19 protein-coding genes are annotated in these 19,423 nt (G+C 61.0%); 11 read left to right on the plus strand and 8 right to left on the minus strand.

The features are described 5' to 3' along the window. Nucleotides 1–61: 61 nt before the first annotated feature. The 5 genes from BLR63_RS29275 to groL all read left to right on the plus strand — a co-directional run bounded on the left by BLR63_RS29275 (nucleotide 62) and on the right by groL (nucleotide 4,690). Nucleotides 62–1,069, plus strand: coding sequence for a DUF481 domain-containing protein (locus BLR63_RS29275; RefSeq protein ID WP_010565298.1), 1,008 nt, complete (start codon nucleotides 62–64; stop codon nucleotides 1,067–1,069). A 104-nt stretch (nucleotides 1,070–1,173) separates the two neighbouring features. Then, nucleotides 1,174–1,905: a HugZ family pyridoxamine 5'-phosphate oxidase gene (locus tag BLR63_RS29280; protein ID WP_010565299.1), complete on the plus strand. Its 732-nt coding sequence runs from the start codon at nucleotides 1,174–1,176 to the stop codon at nucleotides 1,903–1,905. A 66-nt stretch (nucleotides 1,906–1,971) separates the two neighbouring features. Then, nucleotides 1,972–2,448, plus strand: coding sequence for an FxsA family protein (locus tag BLR63_RS29285; RefSeq protein ID WP_010565300.1), 477 nt, complete (start codon nucleotides 1,972–1,974; stop codon nucleotides 2,446–2,448). A 247-nt stretch (nucleotides 2,449–2,695) separates the two neighbouring features. Beyond that, entirely contained in the window at nucleotides 2,696–2,992 is a 297-nt protein-coding gene (locus BLR63_RS29290) for a co-chaperone GroES (RefSeq protein ID WP_010565301.1), read from the plus strand. A gap of 51 nt (nucleotides 2,993–3,043) precedes the next feature. Continuing rightward, the gene (gene groL / locus BLR63_RS29295; protein ID WP_010565302.1) at nucleotides 3,044–4,690 is read left to right on the plus strand and encodes a chaperonin GroEL; all 1,647 of its coding nucleotides are present in this window, start codon (nucleotides 3,044–3,046) and stop codon (nucleotides 4,688–4,690) included. A 96-nt stretch (nucleotides 4,691–4,786) separates the two neighbouring features. On the opposite strand, the gene BLR63_RS29300 is transcribed toward groL, so the two are convergent. Both BLR63_RS29300 and BLR63_RS29305 read right to left on the minus strand, forming a co-directional pair. Next, nucleotides 4,787–5,497, minus strand: coding sequence for a phosphatase PAP2 family protein (locus BLR63_RS29300; protein WP_010565303.1), 711 nt, complete (start codon nucleotides 5,495–5,497; stop codon nucleotides 4,787–4,789). Nucleotides 5,498–5,545: 48 nt separating this feature from the next. Further along, nucleotides 5,546–7,495 carry an LTA synthase family protein gene (locus tag BLR63_RS29305; protein ID WP_010565304.1) on the minus strand — a complete coding sequence of 650 codons (1,950 nt, stop codon included), beginning with the start codon at nucleotides 7,493–7,495 and terminating at the stop codon, nucleotides 5,546–5,548. Between the two features lie 201 nt (nucleotides 7,496–7,696). Here BLR63_RS29305 and colR point away from each other — a divergent pair, with 201 nt between their 5' ends. The 5 genes from colR to BLR63_RS29330 all read left to right on the plus strand — a co-directional run bounded on the left by colR (nucleotide 7,697) and on the right by BLR63_RS29330 (nucleotide 11,465). Beyond that, the gene (gene colR / locus BLR63_RS29310) at nucleotides 7,697–8,380 is read left to right on the plus strand and encodes a two-component system response regulator ColR (protein ID WP_010565305.1); all 684 of its coding nucleotides are present in this window, start codon (nucleotides 7,697–7,699) and stop codon (nucleotides 8,378–8,380) included. Beyond that, complete coding sequence (locus BLR63_RS29315; protein ID WP_010565306.1) at nucleotides 8,370–9,650, plus strand: sensor histidine kinase; 1,281 nt, start codon at nucleotides 8,370–8,372, stop codon at nucleotides 9,648–9,650. Before colR ends, BLR63_RS29315 begins: the two co-directional genes overlap by 11 nt. 186 nt (nucleotides 9,651–9,836) lie before the next feature. Continuing rightward, the gene (locus tag BLR63_RS29320; RefSeq protein WP_010565307.1) at nucleotides 9,837–10,517 is read left to right on the plus strand and encodes a class I SAM-dependent methyltransferase; all 681 of its coding nucleotides are present in this window, start codon (nucleotides 9,837–9,839) and stop codon (nucleotides 10,515–10,517) included. A 4-nt stretch (nucleotides 10,518–10,521) separates the two neighbouring features. Continuing rightward, nucleotides 10,522–11,241: a lipopolysaccharide kinase InaA family protein gene (locus BLR63_RS29325; RefSeq protein WP_010565308.1), complete on the plus strand. Its 720-nt coding sequence runs from the start codon at nucleotides 10,522–10,524 to the stop codon at nucleotides 11,239–11,241. Further along, nucleotides 11,238–11,465: a hypothetical protein gene (locus BLR63_RS29330; protein WP_010565309.1), complete on the plus strand. Its 228-nt coding sequence runs from the start codon at nucleotides 11,238–11,240 to the stop codon at nucleotides 11,463–11,465. Before BLR63_RS29325 ends, BLR63_RS29330 begins: the two co-directional genes overlap by 4 nt. Before the next feature lie 57 nt (nucleotides 11,466–11,522). Here the strand turns inward: BLR63_RS29330 and BLR63_RS29335 are convergent, their stop codons facing one another. From BLR63_RS29335 to BLR63_RS29345, 3 genes are read right to left on the minus strand one after another with little or no spacing between them, the layout of a single operon-like run. Then, the gene (locus BLR63_RS29335) at nucleotides 11,523–12,620 is read right to left on the minus strand and encodes a DUF1513 domain-containing protein (RefSeq protein ID WP_010565310.1); all 1,098 of its coding nucleotides are present in this window, start codon (nucleotides 12,618–12,620) and stop codon (nucleotides 11,523–11,525) included. A 2-nt stretch (nucleotides 12,621–12,622) separates the two neighbouring features. Further along, nucleotides 12,623–13,687: an imelysin family protein gene (locus BLR63_RS29340; RefSeq protein ID WP_010565311.1), complete on the minus strand. Its 1,065-nt coding sequence runs from the start codon at nucleotides 13,685–13,687 to the stop codon at nucleotides 12,623–12,625. Between the two features lie 31 nt (nucleotides 13,688–13,718). Then, nucleotides 13,719–15,146 (minus strand): di-heme oxidoreductase family protein, encoded by a 1,428-nt coding sequence (locus tag BLR63_RS29345; RefSeq protein ID WP_010565312.1) that lies wholly within the window; start codon nucleotides 15,144–15,146, stop codon nucleotides 13,719–13,721. Between the two features lie 139 nt (nucleotides 15,147–15,285). Here BLR63_RS29345 and BLR63_RS29350 point away from each other — a divergent pair, with 139 nt between their 5' ends. After that, nucleotides 15,286–15,849 carry a nitroreductase family protein gene (locus BLR63_RS29350; protein WP_010565313.1) on the plus strand — a complete coding sequence of 188 codons (564 nt, stop codon included), beginning with the start codon at nucleotides 15,286–15,288 and terminating at the stop codon, nucleotides 15,847–15,849. 106 nt (nucleotides 15,850–15,955) lie between these two features. Here the strand turns inward: BLR63_RS29350 and BLR63_RS32575 are convergent, their stop codons facing one another. The 3 genes from BLR63_RS32575 to BLR63_RS29365 all read right to left on the minus strand — a co-directional run bounded on the left by BLR63_RS32575 (nucleotide 15,956) and on the right by BLR63_RS29365 (nucleotide 19,374). Then, nucleotides 15,956–18,094 carry a methyl-accepting chemotaxis protein gene (locus BLR63_RS32575; protein WP_010565314.1) on the minus strand — a complete coding sequence of 713 codons (2,139 nt, stop codon included), beginning with the start codon at nucleotides 18,092–18,094 and terminating at the stop codon, nucleotides 15,956–15,958. A gap of 135 nt (nucleotides 18,095–18,229) precedes the next feature. Next, nucleotides 18,230–18,631 carry a YbaN family protein gene (locus BLR63_RS29360; RefSeq protein WP_010565315.1) on the minus strand — a complete coding sequence of 134 codons (402 nt, stop codon included), beginning with the start codon at nucleotides 18,629–18,631 and terminating at the stop codon, nucleotides 18,230–18,232. 134 nt (nucleotides 18,632–18,765) lie between these two features. After that, the gene (locus tag BLR63_RS29365) at nucleotides 18,766–19,374 is read right to left on the minus strand and encodes a biliverdin-producing heme oxygenase (protein WP_010565316.1); all 609 of its coding nucleotides are present in this window, start codon (nucleotides 19,372–19,374) and stop codon (nucleotides 18,766–18,768) included. Nucleotides 19,375–19,423: the final 49 nt, after the last annotated feature.

Here is a 19,423-nt window from a genome sequence, read left to right on the forward strand (position 1 = left end):
GTCTTAGCTATCTAACACGATAATCGCCCTTTTTCGCCAATCTTGAGCTCCCTATCTGCTTATGTTGTCCAGAACCCTGCTGTGCCTCGCTGTTCTCAGCGCTTCCACGCCCTTGCTGGCCGATACCGTCTGGTTGAAGAACGGTGATCGCCTGACCGGCAAGATCAAAGTCTTCGACGGTGGCAAGTTGCTGATCCAGACTGACTACGCAGGGGCGATCCCGGTGGACTGGAAGCAGGTGAAAACCCTGGAAAGCGATCAGGAGTTGCTGGTCAAGCAGGATGCCTATACTGGCGAGAAGGCCAAGTCGCTGAAAGCGGCGGAGGATGGCAAGGTGGTGCTGGCCAATGGCGAGGCGCCCAAGACCGTCGAGCTGGCGAGCATCCAGCAGATCATCAAGCCCAAGCCGCTGGTCGAAGACCTGGTGTGGAAGGGCAATGTCGATCTGGCGCTGGACTACAAGCGTGCCGAAAAAGACACCAACGACTACGACATCGACTTCAAGACCACTGCGCGGCATGGCCAATGGCGCCATACCGGGCAGGGCGAATACAACCGCGAATTCCAGGACGACGTGACCACCACCGACAACTGGGCCCTGGAATATGACCTGGACCGCTTTATCACTGAGCATTGGTTCTGGCAGGGGCGCCTGACCTACAAGCGCGACAAGGTTGAAGACCTGGCCCGTCAACGCACCGTCGGTACCGGCCCGGGCTACCAGTTCTGGGATGACGAGTTGGGGGCGTTCTCCCTCGGTTCGCTGGTCAACCGCACCGACTATGAATATGCCGACGGTGGCAAGGATCATTTCTACTCGCTGGCCATGAAGTGGGACTACAACCGCTACCTGGTGGGCAAGACCGTCGAATTCTTCACCAGCGGCGAGCTGGGGCGGCCCATCGACGGGCCGGTCGATTACTCCCTGGATGCGCAAATGGGCTTGCGCTACAAAGTCACCGAGTGGGCGTCCCTCAATCTCAAGGCCGAGCGCGACATTGTCAGCGGCGACTCGGAAAGCAGCCTGAGCAAGACCCGCTACACCGCAGGGTTCGGTGTCGCCTGGTAAGCGGGCTGTAAAACCCGCTTGGCAACCTTCGCCGATATTGATTACCTTGCATCGAGATCCATTCCCATAGCCTATGGGCCGTCGAATACCCGAGGAGTCATACGTTGAGCGCACAGGTTGCCAAGAACGCCCGAGAGCTGTTGCTCAAGGAATACCGTGGGGCCCTCTCCACATTGTCCAAGGCTATGCCCGGTTTTCCGTTCGGTTCGGTCGCGCCTTACTGCCTGGATGAGCAGGGCCGCCCGCTGATCCTGATCAGCCGTATCGCCCAGCACACCCATAACCTGCAAAAAGATCCCAAGTGCTCGCTGCTGGTGGGCGAGCGCGAAGCGGATGATGTGCAGGCGGTGGGACGCCTGACTTACCTGGCCGAAGCCGAGAAACTGGAGGAGGGCGCAGCCATCGAGGCGGCGGCCGAGCGTTACTATCGCTACTTCCCCGAGTCGGCCAATTACCACAAGGCCCACGACTTCGACTTCTGGGTGCTCAAGCCGGTACGCCACCGTTATATAGGCGGTTTCGGCGCGATTCATTGGATCGACCAGTTGACCCTGGCCAACCCGTTCGCGGGCGCGACCGAGCGCAGCATGGTCGAACACATGAACAGCGACCACGCCAAGGCTATCGCCCATTACGTCGCCTTGACCGGCTTGCCCACCCACGAACCCGCGCAACTGGCTGGCATCGACAGCGAAGGCATGCACCTGCGCATCGGTCAGTCACTGCACTGGCTACCCTTTGCAACGCCTTGCAACACGCCGACACAAGTACGCGAGGCCCTGGTTTCATTGGCTCACGCCGCAGCCTGGCCGAAAAAAGCCAGCGTCGATGCTTGAATTCACGAAACGGCGACGTCATCTAAGGTGCACTGGCAAGGCATTCTTGCGTTGAGGAACCATTTGATGCGCCCTTTTTTATTGCTCTTTCTGCTGTTCCCGGTGCTGGAGCTGTTCGTATTCGTTCAAGTCAGCAGCGCGATCGGGTTTTTCCCGGCCCTGTTGCTGATCATTCTCGGCTCGATGCTCGGCGTCCTGGTGCTGCGTATCGCCGGCCTGGCCACGGCGCTGCGTGCCCGTGAAAGCCTGAATCGCGGTGAATTGCCGGCCCAGACCATGCTTGAAGGCCTGATGATGGCTTTGGCGGGCGGGCTGTTGATCCTGCCGGGCTTCATCAGTGACGTGGTCGGCCTGATCATGTTGCTGCCGTTCACCCGCAAGCTGCTGGCCGGCAAGATACGCCAGCGTGCCGAAGAAGCAGCGATTCGCCAGCGTGCATTCGCCGATGACCTGCAACCCCGTGGCGGCCCGGCACCGCGCCGGCCGCTGGGGCGTGAAGGCAATGTGATCGAAGGCGAGTTCGAACACCGCGACAGTCACTAACCGCTTCACTGGCACGGCACCCTTGGGTGCCGTGTTGCATTCACCCGGCCCCAGGCTCAAAAAATTTCATCTGCGGCCCCTTGTAATAAGCATATACGCCCTTATGTAACGGTCACCGCAAGGTTTCTGGTGGTGACATCAGACAGACTTCCGCGACTTGCCCAGCGAGCCGCGACCGGCACCGCCGGAATTTAACCCGCCGGAATTGATACCGGCCGATGAAAATCACAATTAGGAGAGATCGACAATGAGCAAGCTTCGTCCTCTGCACGACCGCGTCGTCATCCGTCGCAGCGAAGAAGAAAAGAAAACCGCTGGCGGGATCGTTCTGCCAGGTTCGGCTGCTGAAAAAGCCAACCACGGTGTGATCATCGCTGCAGGCCCAGGCAAGACTCTGGATAACGGTGATGTGCGCGCGCTGGCCGTGAAAGTGGGTGACAAGGTTGTTTTCGGCCCTTACTCCGGCAGCAACACTGTGAAAGTTGACGGCGATGACCTGCTGGTAATGGCTGAGAACGAAATTCTCGCTGTACTGGAAGACTGATCTTCCCCGCTCATTTTCCCGTTACTACAAAGTATTTAAGGAATATCGATCATGGCTGCTAAAGAAGTTAAATTCGGCGACTCCGCCCGTAAGAAAATGCTCACCGGTGTCAACGTCCTGGCTGACGCAGTAAAAGCGACCCTGGGCCCGAAAGGCCGTAACGTGATCATCGAAAAGAGCTTCGGCGCTCCGACCATCACCAAGGACGGCGTTTCCGTAGCCAAAGAAATCGAACTGGAAGACCGTTTCGAGAACATGGGCGCGCAGCTGGTCAAAGACGTTGCCTCCCGTGCCAACGATGACGCCGGCGACGGCACCACCACCGCTACCGTCCTGGCTCAGTCGATCGTCAACGAAGGCCTGAAGGCCGTCGCTGCCGGCATGAACCCGATGGACCTCAAGCGCGGTATCGACAAGGCGACCATCGCCATCGTCAAAGAGCTGAAAAACCTGTCCAAGCCATGCGCTGACACCAAGGCAATCGCTCAGGTAGGCACCATCTCCGCCAACTCCGACGGCTCCATCGGCGACATCATTGCCGAAGCCATGGAAAAAGTCGGTAAAGAAGGCGTGATCACCGTTGAAGAAGGCACTGGCCTGGAAAACGAACTGTCGGTTGTAGAAGGCATGCAGTTCGACCGTGGCTACCTGTCCCCGTACTTCGTCAACAAGCCAGAAACCATGGTTGCCGAGCTGGAAAGCCCGCTGATCCTGCTGGTCGACAAGAAAATCTCCAACATCCGCGAAATGCTGCCAGTGCTGGAAGCCGTTGCCAAAGCCGGCCGCCCACTGCTGATCGTTTCCGAAGACGTTGAAGGCGAAGCCCTGGCGACCCTGGTCGTGAACAACATGCGTGGCATCGTCAAAGTCGCAGCCGTCAAGGCTCCAGGCTTCGGCGACCGTCGCAAGGCCATGCTGCAGGACATCGCCGTTCTGACCGGCGGTACCGTTATCTCCGAAGAGATCGGCCTGAGCCTGGAAAGCGCCACCCTGGAAAACCTGGGCAGCGCCAAGCGTGTGACCATCTCCAAGGAAAACACCATCATCGTTGACGGTGCTGGCGTAGACCAGGACATCCAGTCGCGTATCACTCAGATCCGCGCCCAGGTTGCCGAAACTTCCTCCGACTACGACCGTGAAAAACTGCAAGAGCGCCTGGCCAAGCTGTCCGGCGGCGTTGCAGTGATCAAGGTTGGCGCTGGTTCCGAAGTTGAAATGAAAGAGAAGAAAGCCCGCGTTGAAGACGCCCTGCACGCAACCCGCGCAGCCGTTGAAGAAGGCGTGGTACCTGGCGGTGGTGTTGCACTGATCCGCGCACTGGAAGCCATCCTGGACCTGAAAGGCGACAACGCCGATCAGGACGTGGGGATCGCTGTACTGCGTCGCGCTGTTGAAGCGCCGCTGCGTCAGATCGCTGCCAACAGCGGCGACGAGCCAAGCGTCGTGGTCAACGCTGTCAAGAACGGCAAAGGTAACTTCGGTTACAACGCGGCAACCAGCGAATACGGCGACATGATCGAAATGGGCATCCTGGACCCTACCAAGGTGACCCGTTCGGCGCTGCAAGCAGCTTCCTCCATCGGCGGTCTGATCCTGACCACCGAAGCGGCTGTTGCGGAAGCACCGAAGAAAGAAGGCTCGGCTGGCGGCGGTATGCCAGACATGGGCGGCATGGGTGGCATGGGCGGCATGATGTAAGCCAGCCTTACCCGGCGACTGAAAAACCCCGCCTGCAGCGATGCAGGCGGGGTTTTTTATGTTCGGTGGAAAGTGGCCGGTGACTTGTCCGGGTATTTACCGTGCTTCAGCGATGGCGGGGCGGTAGAGCAGGAGGCAATACAGCCCCAGGCAGATCAGCCAACAGAAAATCGCGGTCCACACGTTATGGGAAAAGAAGTGCGCCCCTTGCAGCATGCGGCTGATCGAAAAGACGCTGCCCAAGGCGACGGCAAAGATGAACGCCTTGCGCGCCATCCGCGGCCTGCGATCACGCAGGGCAAAGAACCAGGCGAACAAGGCAAACCCGGTGGCCGCATGCCCGCCTGGCCAGCAGCGTCCGGGTTTATCGGTGGATGGGCGCGGGCTGAGCAGTTCGCTGTAGGTTTCGGTCCCGCCGAATTCCTTCAGGCTCCACGGGCACTGCACGGCGGTGATGGTTTTCAACGGTGAGACGAATGCGGTGGCCAGTCCCAGGGACAGGACCAGGCAGCCCAACTCCCGGCGGTAGGGCTTGAGCCGTTGCAGGATAAAGGTGCCGACAAATCCCGCGATGGCCAGCACTGAAAACAAGATGACCAATTGTTTGGCGCGGTCGTGGAGGATGTCTTCGAGGAAGAAACTGTAGCGTCCGACGAAGCCCCCATCTGCGGCGTTGTAGAAGCGCTTGGCGAGGTCCATGTCCAGCGAGGTCAGCTCCAGCAACAGCATCAGGAGCGCCGCACCGGCGGGGATACCCAGGCACAGCCAGAAATTGAGCGGTTTGGACGCCGGCGCGGTGGTACTCATGGTGAACCCCGAAAGAAGTCCCGCACTCGCGTGTACGGGACGTTTTGGTTAGCGTTCGCTTAGGACCGGGGCCTCGTCTTTGGGCGCCCTCCAGCCCAGCAGTTGTTGTTTGAAGCCATAGCTGGCGGCTTGGTAGTAGGTGATGGCCCGTTGGATCAAGGGGTCATCACTGCCTACCTGCAACTCCTGGCTCTCGCCCAGGGCCTGATCGTGGCGACGCAGGCCCTGGCGTGGGCTGAGAATCGCCAGGTCCTTGCCGTCGAATAAGCCCAGGTGCTGATAGTTGCCGACCACGACGCGCGGTGGCAGCGGGTTGTCCTGCAGCAGGTTGCGGCCAAAGAAGGTCGACTCGTAGCTCTGGTTGAGCAGGCCCAACAGGGTCGGCGCCAGGTCGATCTGGCTGGCCAGTTGTGCGTTTTCCCGTGCATCGATCAGCTTGGGCGCATAAATGAACAGCGGTATCTGGTAGTTGGTGATGGGCAGGTCTTCCTTGCCTGCGCTGCCCGCCGTGTGGTCGGCGACGAACACAAAGATCGTGTTGTCGAACCAGGGTTTCTGCCTTGCTGCTTCCAGGAATTGACCGATGGCGTGATCGGTGTACTTCACCGCGCCGTCGCGACCGTTGCCGGATTTGATGTCGATACGCCCGTCCGGGTAGGTGTAGGGGCGATGATTGGAGGTGGTCATCAGTTGCAGCAGAAACGGCTGCTGCTTGGCGTAGTCAGCGTCGGCCAGCTTCAGGGTTTGTTTGTAGAGGTCTTCATCTGCCATGCCCCAGGCGTTTTTAAATGAGATTTCCGTCTCGGGCACGCTGCTCTGGTCGACGACGCGATAACCGTTGCCGCTGAAAAACGCGTTCATATTGTCGAAATAACCGCGCCCGCCATAGACGAACACGCTGTCGTAACCGATGGCGCTGAGTTGTTGGCCCAGGCTGGCAAAGCCACTTTCCCGACCGATGCGCTTGACGATGGAGCGCCCGGGCGTCGGTGGAATCGCCAGGGTGATCGCCTCCAGGCCGCGGTCGGTGCGGGTGCCGGTGGCATAGAAATTATTGAAATACAGGCTCTGTTTACGCAGCGCATCCAGGTTAGGCGTGAGGTCGCGCCCATCGCCATTGCTGCCCATGTATTTGGCGCTGAAGCTTTCGATGGTCACCAGCACGATATTGGGTTTGCGCGGGGTGCCTGGGTTGGTGATGGCACGGCGGATATCCAGCGGGTCCTGGCCGATAAAGCGGGCGTTGGGCTCGCTGAGTTCGGCGCGCAACTGCTTGGCGACCACATCGGTGGGCAGGCTTTTATAGAACTGTGTGTAGTCCAGTTCGTTATTGCGGAACGCTGCGAAGAACTGATACGGGCCGTTGCTGGCCAGTTCGTTCTTGTAGGCGTTACCCCCCTGGGCACGCGGGCTGTCCTGGCTGATCAGTTGCAGGCTCAGGCCTACGACGAGCAACAGCGCCAACGCATCGAGCAGGCGACCACGCAACGGCGGCAGCGGGGCGCTCATCGCGGCATTGAACGGTTTGCGCAAGGCCAGGCTCAGCACGATGGCGAGCATCGCCAACAGGCTCAGCAGTTTGCCGATCGGGTAGGACTCCAGCAGGTTGTTCAGGACTTCATCGGAGTACACCAGGTAATCGACGGCGATAAAGTTGAAGCGCACGCCGAATTCATCCCAGAACAGCCACTCGGCAACTGAGGTGAACAGCATGGCGAACAGGCTGACGGTGAGCACCGCTTGCAGGAACCAACGATGGCCGCGGCGGCGCCAAAGCGCGGGAGGGCACAGCAGCAGATACAGCCCCAACGGCAGCGCCGCGTAGGCCAGGAAACCCAGGTCGTAGAGCAAGCCCACACCAAACACCGGCAGCAGATTGCCACCGACTTCGTCGAGGTGAGTGATGAGGAGGACACTGCGAGTAAGTAGGAAAATAACCAGCCAGGCACCGGTAACCAACAACAAATAGCGCATAGGCGCTGTTTTCAGAAACCCCATGTCTAGCTTCCTTAAATCAATGGGCGGCGATGTTCGCGCTGACACTGTAGTCAGTTTGTGAAGCTATAGTGAAAATCTCGTTCAATCGGCTACAAGGTTGAAAACCTTTATCGACATTTTGTTCAACCCTATCCCTAAGCCACACTTGGCCTTAAGCTGCGCGGGCCATCACGGCCGTTAGCGCAAACGGAGACACTGCCCATGCGAATTTTATTGGTTGAAGACAACCGCGATATTCTGGCCAACCTGGCTGATTACCTCGGGCTCAAAGGCTATACCGTGGACTGCGCGCAGGACGGTTTGTCGGGTCTTCACCTGGCCGCCACCGAGCATTACGACTTGATCGTGCTCGACATCATGCTGCCCGGCATCGATGGCTATACGCTGTGCAAACGCCTGCGCGAAGACGCGCGCCGTGACACACCAGTGATCATGCTCACCGCCCGTGACCAGTTGGATGACCGGCTGCAGGGCTTCAAGTCCGGCGCTGACGATTACCTGCTCAAACCCTTTGCCCTGTCCGAATTGGCCGCGCGCATCGAAGCCGTGCTGCGCCGTGCCCAGGGCGGCGGTCGCCGTGCCCTGCAAGTGGGCGACCTGCATTACGACCTCGATACCCTGGAAGTCACCCGCGAAGGGCGCCTGCTCAAGCTCAACCCCGTAGGCCTGAAACTGCTGGCAGTGCTGATGCAGAAGAGCCCCCATGTATTGCGCCGGGAGATTCTCGAAGAGGCCCTGTGGGGCGACGACTGCCCGGACAGCGACAGCCTGCGCAGCCACGTTCACCAGTTGCGTCAAGTGATCGACAAACCGTTTGCCAAGCCGTTGCTGCAAACAGTCCACGGCGTCGGTTATCGCCTGGCCGAGGGCCGTGATGGAGTTTAAGCAAAGCCTTGCTCAGCGGATCATCATTGCCTTTGCGCTGATGAGTGCGTTGGTGGCGGGCGCTTTTGCCGTGGGCATCATCGCGACCGTGCACCTGGTGGAAGAGAAGTTGATCTCGGCCGGCCTGGGCGGTGACCTGCAGCGTCTGTTGCTGATGGACACCATGGAGGATTGGCGGCATCGGCCCGAGCCGGACCAGTTGTTTTACTTCAGCGGTGGCCCCGGCGATTTCGAGTTACCCAAGGACCTGCGGCATCTGGAACCGGGCTTTCATGAGGTGTTCCGCGAGGCGCTGTCGTACCACGCCATGGTTGAAGTGGTCGATGGTCGGCGCTATGTGCTGTTGCAGGATCAAAGCGATTTCGAAGAGCGTGAGCGCGTGCTGTTCGCCGTGGTGCTGGTGGGCTTCGTGCTCAGCCTGGCGCTGGCGGTATTCCTCGGTTGGGTGCTGGCCCGCAAGGTAATGGCGCCGGTGGTGCGTCTGGCCCGTCAGGTGCGGCACCGCGACCAGTTGTTGGGCCTGGCACCGCCCCTGGCGCCGGACTACGCGGCCGACGAAGTCGGTGAGCTGGCCGTGGCCTTCGACGCCACGCTGGGACGCTTGCGTCAGGCCTTGTCCCGTGAGCAGCTGTTTACCAGTGATGTCAGCCATGAATTGCGCACGCCCTTGATGGTGCTGGCCAGCTCCTGCGAACTCTTGCTGGAAAACCCGGCCATCGATCAGCGCGGACGTAGCCAGGTCGAGCGGATCGCCCGTGCTTGTGAAGAGATGCGTGAGCTGGTCCAGACCTTCCTGATGCTCGCCCGTGCCCAGCACGACAACGGCAGTATGTCGCCCAAGATCACGCTGGAACAGGCGGCCGAGGATCTGCTCGGCATCTGGAGTGAGCCCATCGAGCAGAAAGGCCTGGTGTTGATCTACCAACCGGGCAACCCGCTGGCTACCCGCTACAACGCCACCTTCCTGCATGCGGTGATGGGCAACCTGCTGCGCAACGCCCTGCATTACACCGAGCAAGGGTTCATTCGCCTGACCCTCGAACCCAGTGGGTTCCTGGTGGAAGACTCGGGCGTGGGCATTCCCGAAGATAAGCGTGAGGCCATGTTCGAGCCGTTTGTACGCGGCAGCGAGAAGCGCGGGGAAGGGCTCGGTCTGGGGCTGTCGCTGGTGCAGCGCATCTGCGAGAACCAGGGCTGGAGCGTCAGCCTCAGTCCAGTGGAACCCCATGGTTGTCGCTTCCATGTGGAGTTGAGTCAGGTCAAACCCTGATGCCGACGCCTGGCGTTATCCTGCCTGCTCCCAGTCATTTGGCGAAGATGGCCCAATGCCACTTTTTGTGTCTGTAATCTCTTGAAATGTATGGGGTTGGACAGGACAAGTTTTTCACAACGGGTTGACCTGTCGGTCACAAGTAGCTGCTTAAGGTTGTAGGCATCAGTCACTGGAGTTCCGTTGATGCCTACCCCGATCAAGCTCGAATTTTCCGAAAAGTACGACGATGAGCACGCTCGCGAGTATTTGCTCAAGCATCAGGACAATTTGGCTCGCCGGTTGTCCCACAAACGCGACGAGCAATTGGCCCGTAGCGCGCTGGCGATGGCCGGTGAGCCTGGCTTGGTGCTGGACCTGCCGTGCGGTGCCGGGCGTTTCTGGCCGCTGCTGGCGGAAAAACCCAACCGCGTGATCATCGGCGCCGACAATTCGGCCTCGATGTTGAAGGTGGCCACGCTTGCCCAGCCAGCGGATGTGGTGAAACGGGTACGGCCTTTGCAGACATCTGCATTCGATATCGATTTACCGAATAACTCGGTGGACTGCATTTTTTGTATGCGCCTGTTGCACCACATTGGTGATCCGGAGCACAGGCTGGCGATATTGCAGGAATTTCAGCGGGTTACCCGCGACAGTGTGATTATTTCGCTTTGGGTTGATGGCAATTTCAAAGCGTGGAAACGCAAGCGTCTGGAAAACCGTCGTCGCAAGAAGGGTGAGCAAGACGGTTACCAAAACAGGTTTGTGTTACCGGCTGCTACTGTTGAAGCAGAGTTTGAGCAAGCCGGTTTTCGTGTTCAGGAATCCCTGGACTTCATACCGCTCTACGCCATGTGGCGAGTGTATGTATTGCGCAAGAGGTAACAGGATGGCAGTTGAGTGCGTAGCAGCCAGTCACATCGCTCCCGAGGAGCGTTTCGATTATTTTTGGCGCCAGCAGGGTGAGTGGGTCGAAGAACCCAATCGTCGGCGCGGCGGTGAAAGTGGTGTGCAACGCGTCATGAGCGTCAATGGTCGCCTGCTCTACAGCAAGCGCCAGACAGGGCACATCTACCGCAGTTTGCTGCACCCGTTTGGACGCCCCACGGTGTTGCGCGAGCGCGATGCACTCAAGGGCCTGCGCCAATTGGATGTACGTGTCCCGGAAATGGTCTTTTGCGGGGCGCGGCGCGATCCGCAGCACCGCTGGAAGGCACTGCTGGTCACCGCTGCCCTCGACGGCTTCGACGAAATCGAAAACTGGTACGCCGCCGGCGGCCGTGAGCAATACGGCGAGTTGGTACACGAGCGTTTGCTCAAGGAATTGGCCGGCACCCTGGCGCGTATGCACAAAGGGCGTTGGCAGCACGGTTGCCTGTACATGAAGCATGTTTTCGTGCGGGTCACGGGCGAGGGCGATTCGGCCAGCGTGGACGTGGCGTTGTTGGATTTTGAGAAATGCCGGCAGCGCCTGACCGCTTATCGAGCGGCTTCCCACGACATGCGACAACTGCGCCGCCATTCGTCGTGGAGCAGCGCCGACTGGGAAAAACTCAGCTACTTTTACGAGACGGCGTTTGGCAGCGCTATCAAGGGTTTAACCAAATGAAGCTAGAAATAGCACGAGGTGTGTTTCTGGTCGGGGCGTTGGGTGTCGCAGCCCTGGCCCTGGCAGTGTGGGAGCAACCTCGCATGCAAGTGCTGAGTGCGGTGCAGGGCGATGGGCAATGCCTGTTGCCACGCGTCGTCAAGGCGAGTGTGACGGCCAGGCCGGATCACGATTTGCTGTTGTTCATGTTTGGAATGTCTCAAGGTATGAGGCCGCAGAGTTGAAACGATCAAAACCCCCAGGAAAGGGCCTTGCGATGCAAGGCCCTTTTTTTGTGTGGTTCAAATCAAGTGCAGGTGGTTATCCCAAAGCCCGGCCGGTAATTCCAACGGTTTGGCGACCAGCTGTTTCTGGCGGCAGTCGTAGAAGCGGCACCGTCCCTGGCCCGAGGTGACGACAAACCCGTCCGCCACCGCACCGACACCGGCGCAGTCCGGTAATGGCCCATCCAGGCGCAGCTCAGCGCTGTCCATGTCCCAGATAAAGAAGCGGTTGCCCCGCGGTGCGGTCAATGCCACCAGGCGCAATTCGCTGTGTACCGCGACGCTGGCGGTGTAATGCCCCATCGCCTGTAGCTGTTCATCCGCTACCGGGAACGCCACGAAGGGCTGCCCTGGGCGTTTGATCGCCAGCAACTCGGAACGCTCCTGGGACGGCCCCATGAACTGCTGGCCGGTGAGGATGGTGCCGTCGTGGGCGATGCCCATATGGCGCACGCTGTTCATCGGCTGGCCCAGGGTTTCCTTGCTGATCAGGCTGCCGTCGCGGCGCATCAGCACCAGGCTCGGCTCCATGGCGTCGAGGTTCATCTCCACGCGGCTTTCGGCTTCGGTGCGAATGCCGCCGTTGGCCACCGCCAGGGTTTCGCCGTCGGGCATCCATGACACTTGGTGCGGGCCGATGCCGTGGGTGGGCATCTCGCCGCTGTGGACCAGGCGCTCGCCTTCGAATCGGTACACGCCGAGCAAGCCACGTCCGGGGTCGGAGGTGTCGTTCTCGGTGGCGTACAGCCAGTCGCCGCTCTTGTGAATCACCCCATGGCCGTAGAAGTGGCGATTGGCATTGGCGGTGAGGGTTTGCAGCAGCGCGCCATCACGCAGGTCGATCAGGTAACTTTCGGTGCCTGGACGACGGGCGACAAACAGCGCGATCGGCAGCGTGGGGTGGTTGATGATGTCGTGGCAGCGCTGGCCGACCTGGGTGGCGAACACCCGCTGGCCGTCCAGGCGATAACCGACGGCATAGTGCTTGCCGTCTGCATCGTCCCGCGCCGACAGCAGCAGCGGGCCTTTGTCTTTCTGCTTGAACAACGTCCAGCCGCCCAGCGTGAGTGCGCCGAGCAGCGCGCTGCCAATGGCCAAAGCCTGTCGCCTGAGCATCATCAGTCACCGTCGTTGGCGTTAAAGCCCAGTTGGATGCCCAGCGCCTTGGCCAACTCGCCTTCGTGCAGGCGGTGGACGACGTTGAGGCTGTCGTAGAGATCGTTGAGTTGCTGGTGCCCGGCATCATCGTTCAACAGTTCGTTGAGGGTGCGCTGGTTGCTGGCGAACAGCTTGAGGGACGCGGCGTAGGCGGCGTCGATCTTGTCGGCCAACGGTTTCTGCTCGGCAGGCAACAGGCCACGCAGGCCCTTGTTGTCGACACCGACCCAGACGGTCTGGGCGGCGGCAAGGCTGGCCTCCAGGCTTTGCAGGGACGACTGGCTGCGCCACGCATCGGCCTGGAACGGCTGCGCAATGCCCTTGGCCTGGCGACCCATCGGCGTACCGAGTTTTTTCTTCAGGGTATCCAGCGCGGTGACCTGGGCGCGCAGCAGATCGGCGATGGCCTCGTGGGAATCGGCGTAGCGCTGGTTCGGAAACTTGGTCATCTGCGCGAGCATGCCGTCGGTGCTGTTCCAGCTGGCCAGGATCTCTTCGGCCAGGGTTTTCTGGCGTTCGCCGATGGCCACCAGCAGCGGGCAGTAGCGGGCTTTCTGCGTGTCGTTGGCGAGGTCGGTCTTGGCATCGTAGAGGATGTATTCGTAGGCCGACAGGCCTTGGACCACCACGCTTGACTTGGCCAGGGCCGCGCCGTCGATCTGCGGCTGGGCTTCGACCAGTTGCTCGACCTGGCGGCCCACCAGGTTTTTCTTGTCCGGCCAGAACTGTACCTGCCACGAACGGTTGCCTTCGGCCAACGGGCCGATCAACAGCGGTTGCAACTCGGCCCAGGCCTTTTGCGCGTGGAGGAAGTCGGCACGGGCGGTGTCCAGGCTTTCCTTGCCCTGGCAATACGCCAGGGCGCTGACGGCCAATTGACGATCGGCTTCCACCCAGCGGCTGTAGGTCGGCAGGATCACTTGCTTGGCGATGGCTGCCGAGGTCACCGCTTGCGGGTCTTGCGGTGAGCAGGCGCCGAGCGCGAGGGCGGCCAGGCTGGTGAACAACAACTTGGGACGGAACATGTCGAGCTCCCTTCTGTAAGTGGGGCGAAGCTTATAGAGAATTCAGGAACGCCAGCAGCGCGGCACGCTGTTGGGCATTGAAGGACAACACATGCTGCTGCGCCGCCTGTGCTTCGCCGCCGTGCCAGAGCACGGCTTCGAGCAGGTCGCGGGCGCGGCCGTCATGCAGGAATTGGGTATGGCCACTGACGGTTTGCGTCAGGCCGATGCCCCACAACGGCGGCGTGCGCCAGTCGCGGCCACTGGCCTTGAATTCGGTGCGGTGGTCGGCCAGGCCGTCGCCCATGTCATGCAACAGCAGGTCGCTGTAGGGGCGGATCACCTGGTTGGCCAGTTCAGGCTCGGCGGCGTTGACCTTTGTCGTGAACGATGGCGTGTGACAACCCTGGCAACCGGCCTGGTAGAACAGGTTTCTCCCGGCCAGCACTTGCGGTGTGTCCACATCGCGGCGCGCGGGAACCGCCAGGTTGCGGGTATAGAACAGCACCAGGCGCAGGATGTTGTCGCTGACTTCCGGTTCGCCGTCGGGACCATTGCCGTTGGGCGCCTGTCGGCAGGCGACCTGGGCGTCGGTGCAGTCATCGAACGGTCTCAGGGAGGTGGTCAGGCCCATATCGCCCGAGAATGCGTGGACATTCTGTTGATTGAGGTTGGGTTGCCCGGCTTTCCAGCCGAAACGCCCAAGCACGGTTTTCTGGCGGGCGTCATCCCAGACCCAATTCGCGCGGCCGACGATGGCGTCCTTGTCGGCGGTCTTCGGGTCGGTGTTGCGCAGGATGTCCGCATCGGCAATCGCTTCGAGCAGGCCCAGGCCGATCATCGGCGGGGCGATGCGCGCGGAGAAACGTGTGTCTGGATGCATCGGGCCGTAGCCGAGCTGGGTGATCTGCAGGTGGGGCTTGCGCAATTCGACGACGGTGCCGTCCTTGAACGTGACGTTGACCGGCGTGTAGTCGACTCGCACCTTGCCCTCCGGCGTCACGCCGGGTACGGCCATGTCCTGCAATTGCCCGCCGTAGATCGGTTCGGGCACTACGCCGAGTTGCTCGATGAGCCTGGCATACGGCGGTGCATCCGGGATCGACAGGCGCACCAGCATCGACACCGCGTTCTGCGCGTCGGGCAGCGGCGGATGACCACGGCCGTCCTTGATATGGCAGTTCTGGCAGGCGTTGGTGTTGAACAACGGGCCCAGGCCGTCGCGGGCGGTGGTGGTGGACGGTGCGATCACCCAGGGGCTGCGGAAGAAACTGTTGCCGACACTGAAATCCAGGCGGCGGGTTGGCGCCAGGTTGGCCGAAGGCAGTGAAAACGCGTTCTGGTCGTGCTTGTTCACGGTCGTTGCGCCGCCTGCCCGGGCTTCACCGGGCTCTGCCTGGGTAAACCGCGGTGCGTCATCGCAGGCGGTCAGGCTCAGGGCCAACCAGGCTGCGCACAGGCGAGGAAGCGAAGGGAACATCGGGTTTCCTGAGCGAAGGCGAAAATTAAGGTGGCAAAGTCTAACAGGGCGGAAGAGTTTGAATAAGAGCAATTATCGTTTGATGGCTTCCCGATGCATTCCCGCTAGAATAACGACACATTTTTTCTGGAGGTCGCCAATGCAGGCTCTCGACGCTTTGCTTAACCGTGTTTCCGTGCCGCGTCTGCTGGCGCCGGCACCGACCCAGGAGCAGCGCGATGTGCTGTTCGCCGCGGCCATGCGTGCTCCCGACCACGGTCAACTGCGCCCTTGGCGGTTCCTCACCGTCGAAGGTGCCGCCCGTGAGCAAATGGGCACGCTGCTGGTCGAGGCCTTGCGTCTGCAGGACCCCGAAGCCCCGCAAGCCGCAATCGACAAGGCCCAGAACGGGCCGCTGCGCGCACCGCTGGTGGTGGTGGTGATCGCCCGTCCGCAGGAACATCCCAAGGTACCCAAATCCGAACAGGTGCTGGCCGCCGCGTGTGCAGCCCACGGCATTCTGTTGGCGGCTTATGCCCAGGGGATCGGTGCGGTGTGGCGCACGGGTGATTTGTCGTACTCGGCCCACGTCGCCAAAGGCCTGGGGCTGACGGCGGGTGAGGAAGTGATTGGTTTCCTTTACCTGGGCACGCCGCAGAACCCACCGCGCACTGCGCCGAAAGAAGATCTGACGGCGTTTGTGCGGGCTTGGCCTGGTCTTTAAACGGTGTGGGGCTTGCTCCCGATGGCGGTGATTCAGCTAGTTCATTTGTAGCTGATACACCGCCATCGGGAGCAAGCCCCCTCCCACATGGGTCCCGTGGTGTTGTTTACACCCTGAACTGATCCATCAACTTCATCTGTTGAGTGGCCAATGCATTGAGTTGGCTGCTCACGGCCGCCGACTCCGTGGCCTGTTCAGTGAGGGTTTCGGTCACCGTGCGAATTGCCGAGACATTGCGGTTGACCTCTTCGGCCACGGCGCTTTGTTGCTCGGCAGCGCTGGCGATCTGCAGGTTCATGTCGCTGATCACCGTCACCGCGTCGCTGATCTTGTTCAGGGCTTGGGCCGCCTGATGGATCTGGCCGGCATTGGTCTGGGCCTGGCTTTGGCTGGTATGCATGGTCTCCACCACGCCGCGGGTGCCGCTCTGGATGCGTTCGATCACCAGGCGGATTTCTTCTACGGAGTCCTGGGTGCGCTTGGCCAGGTTGCGTACTTCGTCGGCCACCACCGCAAAGCCACGACCGCTTTCCCCGGCGCGTGCGGCTTCGATTGCCGCGTTGAGGGCCAGCAGGTTGGTCTGCTCGGCAATGCTGCGGATCACTTCCAGCACTGAACCAATCTGCTCGCTGTTGACCGCCAGGGCTTCGACTTCGCCCACCGCTTTGCTGACGGCATTGGCGAGGGTGGTGATATCGCGGGTGCTCTGCTCGATGATCGACATGCCTTCGCGCGCCGACTGATCGGCCCCGCGTGCCGCGCTGGCGGCGTTGGAGGCGCTGTTGGCGACATCGTGGGCGGTGGCGCTCATTTCGTTGGACGCCGTGGCCACCTGGTCGATCTCGCGGAACTGCACCTGCATGCCTTCGCTGGTCTGGCGTGCGATGGCCGAAGACTGATCGGCCGTGCCGCGCGCTTCGGTGATGCTTTGCTTGATCTGCGCAATGGTCGGTTGCAGCTTGTCGAGGAAGCGATTGAACCAGTTCACCAGTTCGCCCAGCTCATCTTTCTTGGCATAGGCCAGGCGCTGGGTGAGGTCGCCGTCGCCGCTGGCGATGTCCTTGAGCATGGCAGCCACACCGTTGATCGGCCGGGTCACGCCAGTGGCGGTCAGCCAGATCAGCAGCAAACCGAGCAATGCGGCGACGGCTGCCACCAGCAAGGCCTTGAGTGTGCCGCTGGCATGGGCTTTGTCGAGCAAGGCTTGCAGCTTGACGTTATCGGCCAGCAGAACGGCCTTGGGCAATTTGATCACCACGCCCCAGGACTTGGCATCGGCAATCGGCTTGACCGGATAGACCGCGCGAATGGTGTCGTCCTGTTCGCGAATCGTGCGGCTGTCACTGGCCAGCAGTTGCACGATGTCTTTGCCTTCGGCGCCCAGGGTGTCGATCAGGTTCTTGCCGACTTTGGCCGGTTCGCCACTGTAGGCGGCGATCAGACCGGTGCTGGAGAGAATCTCCAACTGCGCATTACCGCTGAACAGGTCTTTCTGTGCGCTGTCGGTGGTGGCTTGCAAGGCGTCGAGGGCGATGTCGACACCCAGCACGCCGATGACATTGCCGTCCACCAGCAGCGGCAGGGCGATGGTGGTCATCAGCACGGGTTTGCCGGCGACGGTGTCTTCATACGGGTCCAGCAGGCAGGTGCGGCGGGTATCCCGTGGGCAGGTGTACCAAATGTTGTAGGGCGTGCCGTTGAGGTTGGGGGTGGTCTTGTTCAGGTCGTCTTCGACCAGGACCGTGTTCAAACCTTCGCCGCCGGCGCGGCTCCAGTAGCTGGAGAACCGGCCTTTGTCATTGGAGGCGCGTGTCTTGTCATCGACAAACTCGCTGTCCTTGCCGTCCAGCCCGTTGGGCTCGAACGACAGCCAGATCCCCAGCACTTTGCTGTTGCGTTCGAACGCGGTTTTCAGGCTCTGGTTGAGCTCTTCACGCAGCGCGCCGGGTTCGAGGGAACGCTTGGCGGCCAGGTTACGCAGGTCTTTGACCTGGTCGGCCAGGGCGGTCAGCGCCACCAGGCTGTCGCCGAAGGTTCTCTGCAATTGCACGGCCTGTTCGGCGGCCTTGGCCTGCAGCAGTTGTTCCACGCTGGCGGTCAGCATGCGTGAGCTTGAATCGCTGACCAACTCATCATTCTGCGTGGTGTTGTAAATATTGATGCCGACCACCAGCGCAATCACTCCCAGCAGGCATAGGCCGGACAGCAGTACGATTTTCAAGCGAATGGAGAGGGTATCGAACATAGGTTCACTCACGGATGGACTTATTGGTATGCGAGCAGTGCCAAGTCCGTTCGGCGCCTTATCCGGAACATCGGCGCAGCGGGGTGTTTCATGAGAGGAAGGCGATGAACGGTAGGAAAGCGCCTACATCCAGCGTTATACGCGGCGTGCGAGCCGTTCCGGGCGGGACCAGATCCACAGGTTGCCCAGGCTCATCCCGGCGATGGCCAGGTAGATCGGCCAGCCGTGGTCGAGCAACGCCAGCATCAAAATGGCGCACAGCAGCATGCTCACCGTGGCGCTGATTTTGGCGCGGCGCGCGATGATCTTGCCGTTGCGCCAGTTGAACAGGATCGGCCCGAACAGGCGGTGGTTTTCCAGCCAGGCGCTGAGGCGCGGTGAGCTTTTGGTGGCGGCCCAGGCGGCCAGCAGGATGAATTCGGTGGTGGGCAGGCCCGGCACGACAATCGCCACCAACCCGATGCCCAGGCTGACGTACGCCAGCAGGCCGAAGAGGAGCCGGGCGGTTTTCGAGGGGGATTGGGTTTTACCGGTCATTTGCACGGAGTTTTCAGGGAAGTGATAACTGTAGGAGCGAGCTTGCTCGCGAAGGACTCAAGGACACCGCATTCATTCAGGATGTACGCGTTATCGTTGAGATTCTTCGCGAGCAAGCTCGCTCCTACATAGGGTTAGGCCATTTCAGGGGCGCTAGCGTACGCCTGTTCCAGCAGCACGGTGAAGCGCACAAACGCGTCGATCGCACCTTTTTCCACGTCAGCTTCTTCTTCGGCGCTGAACGCCAGGGCGTCGAGGGTGCGGGTAAAGCTTTTCCAGCCTTCGGCACGACCGCCGGCCGGTTCGCCGAGGTGGCGGGCGCCGAAAGTCTCGCTCAGGCCCAGGCCCACGGCGCGCTTGATCAGGAACGCAGCCCCCAGCTTGGAGCCTTCCGAGACGAACAGCCAGCCCAGGGCTTGGGCTTTGCTCGGCTGCTTCAGCGCGCCGGCGACCGGTGCCGGGACATCGGTGTTCAGGTCAGCGAGGTCGAGCCTGGCGGCGTCGGCGCGGCAGCGGTCGGCCAGATCAGGCACGATCGCTATCAACTCGGGATCGTTGTACAGCGCAATCAGCTCCGACTGGAACAGGTACTGCGCCACGACGAAGCGCGCGAAGTTGGCCTGGGTTTCAAACGGCGCGTGCGCCTTGACCAGCGCGTCGAGCTTGGCGTGCGGTTCGTTGGTGATCTGGTTCAGGCGTTGGGAGCGCAGGCTTGGGCGTTCTGCGGTAGGAGAAGCGGTCATGGAAAAGTCCTTTGGGAAGGGGAGCGCCTTGTTGCCCTGAAGAGAGCGG

Origin of the sequence: Pseudomonas extremaustralis (genome assembly GCF_900102035.1) — a bacterium.
GTDB lineage: Bacteria > Pseudomonadota > Gammaproteobacteria > Pseudomonadales > Pseudomonadaceae > Aquipseudomonas > Aquipseudomonas extremaustralis.

Bases quoted from the DNA above. Each gene is read 5' to 3' on its own strand.
- BLR63_RS29275 (WP_010565298.1), top strand. From the start codon at position 62: ATGTTGTCCAGAACCCTGCTGTGCCTCGCTGTTCTCAGCGCTTCCACG.
- BLR63_RS29285 (WP_010565300.1), top strand. From the start codon at position 1,972: ATGCGCCCTTTTTTATTGCTCTTTCTGCTGTTCCCGGTGCTGGAGCTG.
- BLR63_RS29290 (WP_010565301.1), top strand. From the start codon at position 2,696: ATGAGCAAGCTTCGTCCTCTGCACGACCGCGTCGTCATCCGTCGCAGC.
- groL (WP_010565302.1), top strand. From the start codon at position 3,044: ATGGCTGCTAAAGAAGTTAAATTCGGCGACTCCGCCCGTAAGAAAATG.
- BLR63_RS29300 (WP_010565303.1), bottom strand. From the start codon at position 5,497: ATGAGTACCACCGCGCCGGCGTCCAAACCGCTCAATTTCTGGCTGTGC.
- BLR63_RS29305 (WP_010565304.1), bottom strand. From the start codon at position 7,495: ATGGGGTTTCTGAAAACAGCGCCTATGCGCTATTTGTTGTTGGTTACC.
- colR (WP_010565305.1), top strand. From the start codon at position 7,697: ATGCGAATTTTATTGGTTGAAGACAACCGCGATATTCTGGCCAACCTG.
- BLR63_RS29315 (WP_010565306.1), top strand. From the start codon at position 8,370: ATGGAGTTTAAGCAAAGCCTTGCTCAGCGGATCATCATTGCCTTTGCG.
- BLR63_RS29320 (WP_010565307.1), top strand. From the start codon at position 9,837: ATGCCTACCCCGATCAAGCTCGAATTTTCCGAAAAGTACGACGATGAG.
- BLR63_RS29325 (WP_010565308.1), top strand. From the start codon at position 10,522: ATGGCAGTTGAGTGCGTAGCAGCCAGTCACATCGCTCCCGAGGAGCGT.
- BLR63_RS29330 (WP_010565309.1), top strand. From the start codon at position 11,238: ATGAAGCTAGAAATAGCACGAGGTGTGTTTCTGGTCGGGGCGTTGGGT.
- BLR63_RS29335 (WP_010565310.1), bottom strand. From the start codon at position 12,620: ATGCTCAGGCGACAGGCTTTGGCCATTGGCAGCGCGCTGCTCGGCGCA.
- BLR63_RS29340 (WP_010565311.1), bottom strand. From the start codon at position 13,687: ATGTTCCGTCCCAAGTTGTTGTTCACCAGCCTGGCCGCCCTCGCGCTC.
- BLR63_RS29345 (WP_010565312.1), bottom strand. From the start codon at position 15,146: ATGTTCCCTTCGCTTCCTCGCCTGTGCGCAGCCTGGTTGGCCCTGAGC.
- BLR63_RS29350 (WP_010565313.1), top strand. From the start codon at position 15,286: ATGCAGGCTCTCGACGCTTTGCTTAACCGTGTTTCCGTGCCGCGTCTG.
- BLR63_RS32575 (WP_010565314.1), bottom strand. From the start codon at position 18,094: ATGTTCGATACCCTCTCCATTCGCTTGAAAATCGTACTGCTGTCCGGC.
- BLR63_RS29360 (WP_010565315.1), bottom strand. From the start codon at position 18,631: ATGACCGGTAAAACCCAATCCCCCTCGAAAACCGCCCGGCTCCTCTTC.
- BLR63_RS29365 (WP_010565316.1), bottom strand. From the start codon at position 19,374: ATGACCGCTTCTCCTACCGCAGAACGCCCAAGCCTGCGCTCCCAACGC.